The organism is Malacoplasma iowae (genome assembly GCF_900660615.1).
Lineage (GTDB): Bacteria > Bacillota_I > Bacilli_A > Mycoplasmatales > Mycoplasmoidaceae > Malacoplasma > Malacoplasma iowae.
In genome coordinates this window covers 39188-53268 of sequence record NZ_LR215023.1, presented here as the reverse complement: position 1 = coordinate 53268, position 14081 = coordinate 39188, and the positions used below count along the sequence as shown (strand labels likewise).

Sequence of the window (14081 nt, the reverse complement as noted above, 5' to 3'; positions counted from 1 at the left end):
ATGCATATCCTTTCTTAAATTTGCTTTTCGCCTAATAATTAGTAATTACTTATTTTCTTTTTTAGTTTCTTTAGCTTCTTTAGCTTCTTCTTCATCCATTGCTATATCAACACCTTTTGGTAAAGTGATGTATGCAATTTTTTTAAATTTAGTTAATCCTGGATTTCTTGTTCCAGTTCTAATTGCTGTAGGTTTTCTATTAACAATGTTGATTTTTTCAGGTTTAATTCCATAAATCATTTCAAACGCTAAAGCAATTTCATATTTGTTAGCTTTTTTGTTAACTTCAAACATGTATTTTTTTATTTCTTCAGCTTTTAAACCATAACTTTTTTCGGAAAAAACAGGTTTAACAATTACACTTAGTAAATCCATTATGCAAATACCTCCGAAATTTTGTTAAAAGCATCTTCTTGAATAATAGCTAAATCACTTGCAATGATATCTCTTGTAGAAACTTGGTTTCATAATTTAGATTCAACTGTTTCAATATTTCTACATGATTTAAGTAAGTTATCATTTTCATCATTTAATACAAATAAAATTTTCTTATTTGTATATTTTAATTTTTTAAGTAATGCATCAATTGATTTAGTTGATGGTTTTTTAATATCAACTTTATCAACTAATAAATTTAATGAATTACTATTAATTTTTAAAGTTATAGCTGATCTAAAAGCTAATTTGTTAGCTTTAGAGTTTTGTTTTAATTTATAGTTTTTTTCTGGAGTAACACCAAAAGCAACACCACCACCAACTCATTGAGGGTTTCTAATAGAACCTTGTCTTGCTCTACCAGTGTGTTTTTGTCTATATGGTTTTCTACCACCACCTCTAACTTCACCTTTTGATAAAGTTGAGTGAGTTCCTTGTCTTTCACCAGCATTTGCTACAAGAATAGAATCATAAATAACTTGGTTATTAATTTTCTTTTCAATTAACTTAGTATTTTTTAAATCAACACTTTTTGTGTTTCCATTTAAATCAGTAATTAATGTAATTGATGGCATATTCTATTCTCCTTTCGCAGCTTCTGCTGCTGCACCTTCTGTGTGGTGAGCAGCTTCTGCAATAACAGCTGATTCTTTAACTTTTCCTGTAGACAATTTTAAAGGTTCAATTTTCTTAACAGCTTTTGTAGTAGTTTTTAGTAAAACTAAACCTTTATTTGGTCCTGGAACACTTCCTTGAACTAAAATTAAGTTTTTTTCTTTATCAACATTTACAACAGTTAAGTTTTGAATAGTTACAAGTTCATGTCCATAGTGACCTGACATTTTTTTACCTTTAGGTACTCTTTGCCCTTGGCTACCACCACGACCAAAAGAAATAGAACCTTGATATCTATGTGGATAACCAGCACCATGACCTAATGGTCCAACTTTAAAGTTTCATCTTTTTATAGCACCAGTAAATCCATGACCTTTAGTTATTGCTTGAGCATCAACTAAATCACCATTTGAAAATACATCAACGCAGATTTTATCTCCTACGTTATATCCTTCAACATCTCTAAATTCTTTAATGTGTTTTTTAGGATCTTGTTTAATTTTTTTGAACGTCCCCATTGTTGGTTTGTTAACTCTTTTAGCTTCAACATCACCAAAACCAACTTTAGTAGCAACGTATCCATTTTTTTCTTTTGTTTTATTTTCTAACACCACATTAGGTTCAGCATGAATAATAGTTACAGGAATTGCTTTACCACTCTCTAAGAATAGTTGAGTCATTCCAACTTTTTTCCCTAATAACATTTTCATATTGTTACCTCTATTTTATTAGATCTTTTATAAAGTAATTTGAATATCAACACCAGACGGGATAATCAAATTCTTTAAACCTTCTCTAGTTTTTTCTGTAGTGTTAGTTAATATAATTAAACGTTTGTGCGTTCTTCTTTCAAATTGTTCACGTGATGGTTTGTTTACGTGTGGAGAACGACAAATTGTAAATACTTCCTTTTTAGTTGGTAGCGGAATAGGTCCTTTTACAGAAGCCCCGCTATCTTTTGAAGTTTTAATTATTTTTCTTACAGATGCATCTAGTAATCTATGATCATAAGAAAATAATTTTATTTTCAATTCGTTTTTCATACTTTCTAGTTGTCCTTTCAATACTTTTAACAAATATCCGAATTTGTTAAATAAAGACCTATTATAAGTTACCTGATCACTCGACAACTAATATTGGTGTATCAGCAATCTTAACATATAGGTACAATACTTTATAATTATACAAAAAAAATAGAAAAATTTAATAATATATTTAATAATTAATTTTCCGTGTGATTTGGAAAATATATATAAAAAATTTTTAAATTAATGCTATTAGCATTTTTTTGTATTTAATGCCATTTAAAAATGAATATTATAAAGTGTTTACTACAACCAAAATGTAAGTTAATAAAAATAGCTTTTTATTTTTTATGTTTTTTTAAAATAAAATATTTAAGATCATAAATGTCTCAAACTAATAACTGTTTTTATGAGTTCAAAAATATATTATTAATATTGCTTTTGAACTTTTACATTTTTTAAACAATATATTAAACAACAAAAAATGGTTTTTTGTATTTGGTTAAAAATATAGAACAATAAAAAAATATGTAATTTATCCTTTGTTTTATTCAAGCAAGATAAATTACATATTTTTGCCAAACCAAAATAACATAATTGGTTGGATTACCATAAAAAATATTGTAAAACATGTTCCAGTAAACAATATAGAATCTAATCTATCCAAAACACCGCCATGAGTTCTTAACACATTACTATAGTCTTTTATTTCATAAACTCTTTTAACATAACTAAATAATAAATCACCAATCATACAAGTGATAACTAAACATAAAATTAAAAATATTAATAAAATTCAACTTACATATAGTGGTGCTTCTTGAGTTAACAAAGTTTGGTTTTTGCTGTCTACTAAATATCCAATATTAACTCACAATATTTTGTCGAAAAGTAAATTAGATGTATTTATTAATAATAATCCAGGATAAGCTAATGTTATAACAGTTGCTGTTATTGCACCATATATTGCACCCTCTACTGTTTTATTTGGTGAAATTTTTGGAACAAGTTGTTTCTTCCCAAAAAAAGAACCACACAAATAACAAAAAACATCTGTTGATCAAATAATGAAAAATAAAAACAATAATAAAACTCAAGACTTAGCCAATCCAATATAACATAAAGACAAAAATCCAAAATTAATTACAAATCCCAAACCGTTAATAGTTACTGTGTTTTTAACATTATTTTTTTTATTAAGTATTAGTGTTGTGTTCAAAACAACAAATAAAATTAAAGATTGAACTAATATAAAAGACAAATAAAAATAAAGTTCTGTTTGCAAATATAATTTGTCTGTTACTTGGAATCTATTTATTTGTACAAAGTTTTTTAATACTATATAGGTTATGTTTGGGGCAAGATAATACAAACTTGAAACTATTAGTAATACAATAAATGATTTAATATTTTTACCAAAAATTAATTTATTAAATTCATATATTGCCATTGGTAATGGAACAAAAAAAGATACAACAAAAACAATTCCCATTATACCTCTAGTACTTAATGAACTAATAACATCAGTTGATGTTAAAGACAAAATTGTACTATCAGATAAAAAAGAGAAAAGTAAAGTTAGAATGTAGTAAAACAAAATGATTATAGAAACAATAGTTCTATTAGCTAAAGTTTTTCTTTTAGTGTCATCAAGTTTATTAATTTGCATACTATTCTTCTATTTTCCCAAAACGTCTATGCCTATTATTATATTCATTTATGTTAGTTTTTAACAATTCTTTATTATAATCTGGCCACATCGTATTCTCTATAATAATTTCACTATATGCTAAATCATATAGTGAAAAATTACTAATCCTATATTCGCCACCCGTTCTAATTAATAAATCAATTGGTGGTAAATTTGATGTTAATAAATATTTTTTTATATCTTCTTTTTGATTGTCTTTATCTTTTATAGCAAGATTGATTGCATTGTTTAAATCTTTTGTTCCACTATAATTAAAAAATATATTTACTATAATATTTTTATTTTCTTTAGTGTTATCAACAATTAATTTAATAGCATCCAAAGTTTTTTTATCAAGCTTATCTTCAAATCCTATTCAATTAACTTTTGCATCTATTTTATTTAGATCATTAATAATTTTTTTTGTTGCATATTTAGTTATTAAAGATAATAAAAAGTTTACTTCTTCTTTAGGACGATTTCAATTTTCAACACTAAATGCAAAAAAAGAAACAAACTTAATCTTTTGATTTATGCACTCTTTAATTATATCGGGAATTACTTTAACACCCTGTGCATGACCAAAAATTCTTTTTTTGTTTCTTTTTTTAGCTCATCTACCATTTCCATCCATAATGAATGCAATATGGTTTAAACTATTATTCATCTTATAAGTGCATTAAGTCTTTTTCTTTTTTTGCAAAAGCTTCGTCAATTTTTGTGTTGTAAGCTTTTGTTATTTTATCTAATTCAGTGTCAAAATATTTAATTAAATCTTCACTAACTTCTTTATCATTTTTATATTTTTTGTGAACATCTGCTCTTATGTTTCTTATTCCAATTTTAGCTTGTTCCACAAATTCTTTAGCTTTTTTTACTGATGCTTTTCTTGTTTCTTCAGTTTGTGGAGGAAAATTAATTCTAATTAATTCAGCATCAGCTTGTGGATTTAACCCTAAATTACTTTTTAATATATCTGCAGTTATTGTTTGAATCAAAGATTTATCATATGGTTTAATAACTAATTGTTTTCCTTCAACAACTTGAACATTAGCTATTTCTATAATTTTACTTTTTGCTCCATAAGCTTCAACATGAACAGAATCTAAAATTGCAGGATTTGGTCTTCCAGTTTTAATTTTGTCAAATTCACTTTGAAATCATTCAATTTTTTCATTAGCTTTATCTTCAAATTCTTTTTTAAAAATATTTCATTCCATAAATAATTTCCTTTTAATTAATTAATGTAAATTTGTTTTCTTTTTTTAAAGTTTTTATAATACTTCATTTTTCATTTATCTTAAATACAATTAAAGATATTTTGTATTCTTTACATAAAGATATAGCAGTAGCATCCATAACTTTTAAATCTTTTACAAATAGATCATCATAAGTTAGTTTTGGATAAAAAATAGCATTTGGATTTACTTTAGGGTCATCTGAGCAAACACCATCAACATCGTTTTTACCCATTAATATTGCATCAGCTTTTATTTCAATTGCAGCAATTGCACTTCCAGTATCTGTTGTAAAAAATGGACTACCAGTTCCACCAGCCAAAATAGTGACAACACCATTTTCAAGATCATTTAATACATTTCTAATTAAATAGTCATCGCAAACTTTTGTAATTTCTAATTTGCTATATACTTTTGTTTTTATTCCATTATTTTTGAAAGCTGATTCTAAAGCAATTGAATTAATGACAGTTGCAAGCATACCCATGTAATCAGCTTGGTGTCTTTCCATGTTTATTTCTTTAACAATTTTTCCTCTTCAAATGTTTCCACCACCTAAAACAATAGCAATATTGTAATATGGTGTAAGTAATTTAACTTGTTCTGCTAAATGTTGCAAAACATCAAAAGAAATAGGATTATCAGAATCACCATCTTTTAATGATGCTCCACTTAACTTTAACATAATGGTTTGTTTTTTAGTTTGAGTACTATTCATATTTTCCCTACATTTTTATTTTAAAGCATTAAAAAAATAAATTTGATAAAAATCAAATCTATTTCTTCATTTGAGCAGCAACTTCGCTAGCAAAGTCTACTACTTTCTTTTCAATACCTTCACCTAATTCAAAACGAACCATTTTAACAAGTTTACCTTTGTTTTGTTCTAGATATTTTTTAATAGTTAAAGAAGGTTCTTTGAAAAATGGTTGGTCTTCTAAACAATTTTCTGCAAGAATTTTGTTTAGTCTTCCTTCAACGATTTTTTCAGCAAATTTTGGATCTTTTTTAGCTGATTTAGCTTCTTCTTTAGATTTTTCTAAAAGTAATTTCTTTTCTGTTTCCAATCAATTTTTGTCAACAGAATCTTTATTTAAAAATCTTGGATTCATTGCTGTTAAATGCATAGCAACATCTTTAGCAACATCAGCACTTACTTTACCATCAATTAAAACTATAGAAGAAATTCTACCATTTGAGTGTTGGTAAGCACCAAATGTTTGGTCTTTAGTTTTTGAAATTAATTCTGCTCTTCTAAATTCAATTTTTTCTCCAATTTTAGCTGTTAATTCCACACAAGCAGTCTTAACATCATTACCACTTGGAAGTTTCATTTCTTCAACTTCTTCTTTAGAAGTTTTTTTGTTTTTAAAAATAGCTTCTGCAATTTCATTAAATAATTCAGTAAAGTTTTCGTTTTTTGCAACAAAGTCAGTCTGAGTATTTACTTCAATAACTAAACCTAGATCATCTTTAACAATAGCATTAGTTAAACCTTCAGCTGCAATAGCATCTGCTTTTTTAGCTGCTTTAGCTATACCTTTTTCTCTAAGTCAAATTATTGCTTTTTCAACGTCTTCTCCGCATTCTTTCAATGCTTTTTGACAGTCCATAAAACCAGCTTGTGTTCTTTGTCTTAGTTCTTTAATTTTTTCAGTAATACTGCTCATTTTTATACCTCATTGTAAAATTCATCTTAATTATTATAAAGAAAAAATAGAAAAACAAAATATAAACTTAAATATATAAAAGTTAAATTATAAGAGCTAACTATTAAATTAATTTTTTAGATTTTAAAAAATTAAAAATTGCATCTTCATTATTATTTCCTATTATTTCTTTTGCATGTTGTTTAAGTTTGTCACATGCATTCCCCATAACAATACCATTAGCACAATTTTTTATCATAGACAAATCATTATCTGAATCACCAAAACAATAAATGTTTTCTTTGTTAACTATATTTTCTTTTTTTAAAATTTCTTTAATTCCATTTCACTTATTGTTGTTTATGTTCAGTGCTTGTATATAAACTCTTGATGTTTCAAGAATTTCTATATCTTCTTTTGATTTTTCTTTAACAATAGATAAATATTGTGGTAACAGTTTACTTTCCATTTTAATTGAAACTTGAACAATTTCTTTTGATCTAAAGTAAATTTTTTTGATCTTATTTCAATCATCATAGATAGGTTCTTTACTAGTCCCCCCTATGAAATAAAGGGGGTCATTGATATCTTGTTTTGGATTATTACCAAAATAAACTCTTCAATATTTAAACCCATCACTAAATAATAATTCTCTTTTAAGTTTTTTTGCTATCTTATAAAATAATTTTCTCGTTTGACTTGGGATTGTATGATTTGATTTTCAACAAGAATTATCTTTTAAGTTTAATCAACAAGCACCATTATTACCAATAATATAATCTTGTAAATTAAGTTCTTTTATAACTCCTTGTGCTTGAATTGGAGTTCTACCAGTACACAAAATAACTTTATTGTTTTGTGCTAATAATTGCTTAATTGCTTTTTTGGTTGAATCATTTATTTTTTTATTGTCATTCAACAAAGTCCCATCAATATCAAATATAAATAATTTCATTTTAATAAAAAACACAATAAGGTTTTTGGACCTTATTGTGGAATATTTTTTTAACGAATCTTAAAGTCCAAGTTCACTTATAGCTTCATCAAAAACTTTTTTCATTTCTTTAGCAGACTTGTTGAATTTTCTTCTTTCTTCAGCATTTAATTCTAATTTTAATGGTTTGCTTCAACCATTTTTATTAACAACTGCTGGTCAACCAAGTTGCATTTCAAAAGTACCTTTAGTTACACAAGATACTGGTAGTACAATGTTTTCGTCTTGTAAAACTGCTCTACAAATTTTGTTAATAGCAGCCCCAATACCATAGAAAGTTGCTCTTTTAAGATTAATGATTTTATAAGCCATTCTCATAACTTCATTGTGCATCTTTCTTTGTTGAGATTCAGTCATTTTTTTACCAAATTTAGATAATGGGATACCACCAATTGTAGCTTTTGAGAATACAGATACAGATGTATCTCCATGTTCACCAACTACATAAGCACAAACACTTTTTGGTGAAACATCATATTTTTCAGCAATTAATCTATTTAATCTAACTGAATCAAGTGATGTTCCAGTTCCAATAATTTTGTGAACATCAAAACCTGTAACTCTTTGGTAAATTGTAGAAATAATATCTACTGGGTTAGAAGCAATTACAGTAATTCCATCAAATCCAGAATCTTTTACTTCAGTAGCTATATCTTGAATAATTTTTGCATTTCTACCAATTAGTTCAATTCTAGTTTCTCCTGGTTTTTGAGCAACACCAGCTGTAATAACAACAATGTCAGCATCTGCACAATCTTCATATGTACCAGCTTTAACATATTTTGGTGGTTGAACTAAGTTAGGAATAGCATCAGATGTATCAATTGCATTTCCTTTAGCTGCATTTTCAAATGCATCAATTAATACATATTCATCAAATAGGTTTTGGTTTAAAGCCCCATATAAAAATGCTTGTCCAACAGCTCCACAACCAATTAGAACCACTTTTCTATTTTTCATTTTTTAAACTCCTTAATATCCTTGTTGAAGATAGCTTACGAAACTCATAATCTGAAATCAATAAAATTGTTTCAAAATTATGATTTATTTCTTTGTAAGAATCATATAATTTGATTTCATAATCCAAATCAAAATTATTTCTTACACCTCTTATTATATAATAACACTCAAGTTTATTAGCAATATCTATTGTCCTTCCTTCATTTTTAACAACCTCAACATTTGCTAGTTTTAATTGTTGTAAAACTATCTTAGTCCTAAGAAATCTTTGGTCTAAAGTTTTTGGATCTTTTTCAGGATTATTTGAAACAACAACATAAACTTTTTTAAACAATTTAAGTGCTTTTTTTAATATATCAACATGACCTAAGTGAAACACTTCAAAAGTTCCAGGAAAAATAGCAGCATTTTTTTTATTATTCATTTTCTTTATCTCCATAAACATCAAATACTTGTTTTATTTCCATATTATTTTCTCTTAAATTTTTAGCATAGCAAAATGATTCATGCCCTGGACATATTAAATAATTTTTATTGCATAACTTCATAAATCTTTTTATTGAACTCACCATTTGATCAATGTTTGATGTTGGCAAATCAACTCTTCCAATTGCATCTGAAAAAATGAAATCACCTGTAAAATAAATATTTTCATATTCATAAACTGTACTACCAATTGAGTGACCTGGTGAGTATATAGTTTTAATAATAAAATCATCATTAAAAATATGTAATGTTTCATTGTCTTCAATATAATGAACATATTTTTTATCAACAACAATTGGTGTTTTAAAAATTCTATTTGTGTGTTTTGAAGTTATAAAATCACCCTCATGTTTTGAAACATATATTTTTAAATCTTTATATTCGTTTAGTAATTTATCAATATCAGCTATATGGTCAAAATGACAATGAGTTATTAATAAAGCAAGATTATCAATTTTTCTATTTTTTAAAAAGTTAATAACCTCATTGTAATTTCAACTTATGTCTATAACAATAGCAGAGTTTTTGTTTAATAAAACATATGTATTGTTATTTATATTTTGATTAGTTACAAAATATACTTTATTTTCAATTATTGTTTTCATACACTCTAATTATATTTTTAAAATTTATAAAATCATAAAAATAAACCTTAGTTTATTTAGCTTATTTAGCAAAACAAAAATAATATAACTTTTAACATGTTAAATAATCTTTATTTTTGAATAAAGTAAAAATAAAAGCACCCCACAATTGGAGTGCAAAAATTCAAAATATGATTATTTGTTATAAACAACTTTTCTATATTCTGGTTTCTTTTTAATAACTTCAGGTAAAACGATTTCATCATCTTTTTTACCAACAAATGATTTTGGTAATCCTTTTCCTTCAGCAATAGCATCAGAAAGAATTCCAATTAAAAGATAAACAGATTTAATAGAATAGTTATTTGCTGGAATTACATAGTCAACATCTGTTGGATCTGCATTTGAGTTACAAATAGCAACAACAGGAATTCCAAGTTTCTTAGCTTCTTTTAAAGCATTCTTTTCATTTTCTGGGTCAGTTAATATTAAAACTTTAGGTAATTCTTTCATAGTTCTAATACCACCAAATGCTTTAGCAAGTTTTTCAGTATCTTTTTTAATTTGAACTTGTTCTTTTTTAAGATACTTTTCAACTTCACCAGTTTTGTGGATAACTAATAAGTTATTAAATTTTTTAATTGAATTACTTATAGTTCTAAAGTTTGTTAAAGTTCCACCCAATCATCTTTCATTAATGTAGAAAGATTTAGTTCTTTTAGATTCTTCTTTAACATGATTTTTAATTATTTTTCCTCTAGTACCAACAAATAATGCAGTACCACCATTTTTAGTTAAATTAACTAAAAAGTTATAAGCATCACTTAAAGCCATAACAGTTTGCATTAAATCAATTATATGGTTAGTACCTTTTTTGGCATAGATATATGGTTTCATTTTTGGATTTCATTTTCTAGTAGTTAATCCAATATGAGCCCCTGTTTCCATTAATTTATTAACACTTACAAGTTTTCTAAACTTGTTATTTGCCATAGCTGGATTTGCATTAATTTTTAACATAATGTTGTTTTCAATTTCAGATGCTTTGTCTTTATAACTTACAGGTTCTGAATTTGTTTTAACAGCACTTGTTGTTTCAACAGTAGAAACTGGTTTTTCTACTTTTTTAGATGCAGAACTTTCTTTTTTTGTTTTTGTAGTAGTAGTTGTTTTTTTAGCTACTTTTTTTTCTGCTTTTGCAGCAACAGTTTTAGTTGCTGATCCAACTTTTTTTTCTTCTGCTTTTTTAGGCATTATTTCTCCTTATAAAATTAAATACTTTAAAATTATATAACAATTTGTAAATATATTAAATTAATAGTTAAAAAAAATAATTAGTCATTAATAACTAATTATTTTCAAAACCTAGTTCTATATCTTTAATTGAAACATCTATAATTGATTTTCTACCAAACATATCAATTTCAACTTTTACCATATTGTTTGTTTTATCAATTGAAATTATGTTTCCTTTTTCGCCAACCATTTCACCTGATTTGATTGTTACAAATGTTCCAACTTTTAAGTTATCAATTTCTTTATCATCAAGATCAAAATCAAAAACTTGTGGTTCATTTTCATCTTTTAAATATATTGATTCATTGTTGTCTGTATCTTGTTTTGATTCTGCAATATCTTTAGCAACAACATCTTCTTTTTCCAATTTTATTTCTATGTTATCAACACTTGGTACTTTATTGTCTTCTTCTTTTTTAGTTGAATCAAAATAATCATCATTACTTGGGATATTTACAACATATGGTTTGTTGTGAACAGCAACAATTTCTGGTTCATCAAATTTTGTATCAACATCTTCAATTGGTTTTAAATTTTCTAAACCTTCTTCAACATAAGACATTCCTGATTTATTAATGATAATGTCCTCATTACTTGCTTCATTGAATAATCTTTCAACTTCAAATTCAGACATTGGAATTGGTTTAGCACCTTTACCAGATGACCCAACAAATCCTGTAATACCAAAAGTGTTTCTAATAACATATCAAGCTTGTTCTTCCATTATCATTTTGATATAAATGTAACCTGGGAATCTGTTAATTTCTCTAATTCTAGTTTTCTTATATCTATTACCTGGTAATGTAGTTCAAGTTATTGATTTTGTATTTCTCATTAATTTTGGTGGTGGGTTATCTTTATTATCAAAAACTTCAATAGTGATTTCTCTAGATTTAAGAAGTTTTATTTCCTTAACAACATCATTTAATCTAAAAGCTCTAATTTTATCTTCTAATTCTTTGTAAACAACATCTTCATTACCAATGATACATGTAGCTATATATCATTGAGCTTCATTAACAATACTCATTTTCAACTCCAAATTATAAACTTAATAATTTTTGCATTCCAATACCAACACCTGTAAATATTGCAGTTAGTATTACAACAATACAAATCACAACTATAAAATTTTTTATTAGATCTGATTTACTTGTTCATGACATTCTTTCAAATTCTTTTCCTAAACCAAAAAAGAATGTTTTAAGTTTTAAAGATAAACCTTGTTTTTTTACTTTATTTTTTTTTATTTTATTTTTCTTTTTCTCTTCAACTATAGTTTCAACTCTCTCTTCTTTTGATATCTCTACATCTTCATCATTAGTATAAATATCAGTTAATACAAGTTCTTGATTATCTTTGTTTTTTTTATCTTCCATAATTTATTACCTTGTTTCTTTGTGAAGAGTTTTTTTATTGCATTTAGGGCAATATTTCTTCAACTCTAATCTTTCTTTTTTGAATTGATTTTTTTTGGTTTTATAGTTTCTAGAGAGACATTCATCACAAATCATTATTATTGATTTAGACATAATTTTTTTATTTCCTTTTTAAGCTTAATAGCTTGTCTTTCCTTATCTTTTTTAACTAATAAGTAATTTATAAAAGGCATCCCTATAAATAATATTATAAATGAAAAAAACACAATTGACCCTTGTCAGTTCTTAACTTTATCAGCTGTTGATGGACCATAAAACACACCTCAACTTAATGTACCATTTGGATTTGAAAACGCATTGTACATAAAATCATAAAAGAACTGATAACCAAAGATTATAAGTATACCAACACATGCAATTATTGCTATTGGCATAAATCCTTTAACTTTTTCAACTTTAACTTTTTTAGTGCGTCTATTAATAATTCCAAATAAAATTACTATTCCATAAACTGCAAAGAAGAATAATGTAGGGAAATTAGAAATTCCATCTGTAAACGCATCATGTTTAAATACAATTGCAAGAATTAAATTAATTGCAAATCAAGGTATACATGAGAGAGTGAAAAGTATAGCACCGGGTATCATTTCCCTTTTACCAGACATTGCATGTAAAACATCTGCTTTATATATAATTCTTTCATGAATAACATAATCAAAAGATCTGATTGATGTCATTGTAATAGAGTTAGCAACCCCAAATACAGCTATAAACATTGAAATTTTAACAATGTAATTAAAAGTTGTTTTTGCAGTTTCATTATCTGAAAATATTGCTGCGAAAACATCTGATACTATTCCTTTTCCTACTAGTATTTGTACAACAGTAATAAGAATGTAGATAATAGAACAGAATATCATACCCACAACTATAACCTTTGAAACCATTTGTGGTTTTTTCATTTCTTTACTTAAATTACCAACACCTAAGAATGAATCAAAAGCAAATAGAATAGCAGGTAATGAACTTAATATTCCAGCTGGGTTTATTGGCCCTATTGGTTGTGTGCCATTGCCTGGTGTTTCCATAACCTCAAATCTATTCCCACCTTGTACTTGATTAAAAAATGCAAAACCTAAAATAATAACTAAAATAATAGGAATAAATTTAACTATTGTAATAACCATTTGCATTTGTTTTGATGCATGAAATGCAAATGTATTTAGAGCAACAAGTCCTATAAAAATAAATATAGAAGCAATTACAACTCAATAAAATGGAATCTTTTGATTTGGATCAAACAAACTAAATAATGCTTCACCTGTAAATATGAAAATAGTTACCATTAAAATAGAGAAGTAAAAAAACGGCATGTTAACTTTTATAAAATATCCTGTCCTTTTACCTATTAATTTTCCAGCTCATCCAGCTAATCCTGCTTTTGAGTGCTCGGTTGATGAAACTTCAGCAAAACTAAAAGCGGTACAAACTGAAACTACTGCTGCTATTATTCATGATATTAATATTCCATATCCGTTTTGATTGTTAGCTGCAAATACAGAACGATTTTTTAAAAAAATTCCAATACCAATTACACTACCAATCAAAATAGCTAATGCAGAGAAAAATCCAATTTTCCTTGCTTTGTTAACACTCATTATTATCTCCTTTCAACTAATAAAAAAATCTCTTTCACAAAAGAGATTTGTATATATTTTACATAATTATTT

The 14081-nt window shown here is 26.1% G+C and carries 18 protein-coding genes; all 18 read right to left on the bottom strand.

Annotation, left to right across the window (positions count from 1 at the left end; translation table 4 throughout):
- Positions 1-45 precede the first annotated feature (45 nt).
- Positions 46-375 carry a 50S ribosomal protein L23 gene (rplW, locus tag EXC57_RS00200; protein WP_004024702.1) on the bottom strand — a complete coding sequence of 110 codons (330 nt, stop codon included), beginning with the start codon at positions 373-375 and terminating at the stop codon, positions 46-48.
- On the bottom strand, positions 375-1010 hold the full coding sequence (gene rplD / locus EXC57_RS00195) for a 50S ribosomal protein L4 (protein WP_004024703.1): 636 nt from the start codon (positions 1008-1010) through the stop codon (positions 375-377). The genes rplW and rplD overlap by 1 nt, the downstream gene beginning before the upstream one ends.
- A 3-nt stretch (positions 1011-1013) precedes the next feature.
- Positions 1014-1760 carry a 50S ribosomal protein L3 gene (gene rplC / locus EXC57_RS00190; protein ID WP_004024704.1) on the bottom strand — a complete coding sequence of 249 codons (747 nt, stop codon included), beginning with the start codon at positions 1758-1760 and terminating at the stop codon, positions 1014-1016.
- 27 nt (positions 1761-1787) lie between these two features.
- Complete coding sequence (gene rpsJ / locus EXC57_RS00185; protein WP_004024705.1) at positions 1788-2093, bottom strand: 30S ribosomal protein S10; 306 nt, start codon at positions 2091-2093, stop codon at positions 1788-1790.
- A gap of 547 nt (positions 2094-2640) precedes the next feature.
- Positions 2641-3744, bottom strand: a complete 1104-nt coding sequence (locus tag EXC57_RS00180) for a phosphatidate cytidylyltransferase (protein ID WP_004024706.1) — start codon at positions 3742-3744, stop codon at positions 2641-2643.
- Between the two features lies 1 nt (position 3745).
- Positions 3746-4432 carry a polyprenyl diphosphate synthase gene (gene uppS, locus EXC57_RS00175; RefSeq protein ID WP_004024707.1) on the bottom strand — a complete coding sequence of 229 codons (687 nt, stop codon included), beginning with the start codon at positions 4430-4432 and terminating at the stop codon, positions 3746-3748.
- Position 4433: 1 nt separating this feature from the next.
- Positions 4434-4985, bottom strand: coding sequence for a ribosome recycling factor (frr, locus tag EXC57_RS00170; protein WP_004024708.1), 552 nt, complete (start codon positions 4983-4985; stop codon positions 4434-4436).
- A 13-nt stretch (positions 4986-4998) separates the two neighbouring features.
- Positions 4999-5721, bottom strand: coding sequence for a UMP kinase (gene pyrH / locus EXC57_RS00165; protein WP_129692502.1), 723 nt, complete (start codon positions 5719-5721; stop codon positions 4999-5001).
- Between the two features lie 58 nt (positions 5722-5779).
- Positions 5780-6673: a translation elongation factor Ts gene (gene tsf / locus EXC57_RS00160; RefSeq protein ID WP_004024710.1), complete on the bottom strand. Its 894-nt coding sequence runs from the start codon at positions 6671-6673 to the stop codon at positions 5780-5782.
- A gap of 103 nt (positions 6674-6776) precedes the next feature.
- Complete coding sequence (locus EXC57_RS00155; protein WP_004024711.1) at positions 6777-7607, bottom strand: Cof-type HAD-IIB family hydrolase; 831 nt, start codon at positions 7605-7607, stop codon at positions 6777-6779.
- 60 nt (positions 7608-7667) lie between these two features.
- The gene (locus EXC57_RS00150; RefSeq protein WP_004024712.1) at positions 7668-8606 is read right to left on the bottom strand and encodes an L-lactate dehydrogenase; all 939 of its coding nucleotides are present in this window, start codon (positions 8604-8606) and stop codon (positions 7668-7670) included.
- Entirely contained in the window at positions 8596-9030 is a 435-nt protein-coding gene (gene coaD / locus EXC57_RS00145; RefSeq protein ID WP_004024713.1) for a pantetheine-phosphate adenylyltransferase, read from the bottom strand. The genes EXC57_RS00150 and coaD overlap by 11 nt, the downstream gene beginning before the upstream one ends.
- Positions 9023-9697 (bottom strand): MBL fold metallo-hydrolase, encoded by a 675-nt coding sequence (locus EXC57_RS00140; RefSeq protein ID WP_004024714.1) that lies wholly within the window; start codon positions 9695-9697, stop codon positions 9023-9025. The genes coaD and EXC57_RS00140 overlap by 8 nt, the downstream gene beginning before the upstream one ends.
- A 174-nt stretch (positions 9698-9871) precedes the next feature.
- Positions 9872-10930, bottom strand: coding sequence for a 30S ribosomal protein S2 (gene rpsB, locus EXC57_RS00135; RefSeq protein ID WP_129692501.1), 1059 nt, complete (start codon positions 10928-10930; stop codon positions 9872-9874).
- A 94-nt stretch (positions 10931-11024) separates the two neighbouring features.
- On the bottom strand, positions 11025-12002 hold the full coding sequence (gene nusG, locus EXC57_RS00130; protein WP_004024716.1) for a transcription termination/antitermination protein NusG: 978 nt from the start codon (positions 12000-12002) through the stop codon (positions 11025-11027).
- A gap of 13 nt (positions 12003-12015) precedes the next feature.
- Positions 12016-12351, bottom strand: coding sequence for a preprotein translocase subunit SecE (secE, locus tag EXC57_RS00125; protein WP_129692500.1), 336 nt, complete (start codon positions 12349-12351; stop codon positions 12016-12018).
- Between the two features lie 6 nt (positions 12352-12357).
- On the bottom strand, positions 12358-12486 hold the full coding sequence (gene rpmG, locus EXC57_RS00120; protein ID WP_406846397.1) for a 50S ribosomal protein L33: 129 nt from the start codon (positions 12484-12486) through the stop codon (positions 12358-12360).
- A 2-nt stretch (positions 12487-12488) separates the two neighbouring features.
- Complete coding sequence (locus tag EXC57_RS00115) at positions 12489-14009, bottom strand: APC family permease (protein WP_129692498.1); 1521 nt, start codon at positions 14007-14009, stop codon at positions 12489-12491.
- Positions 14010-14081 lie beyond the last annotated feature (72 nt).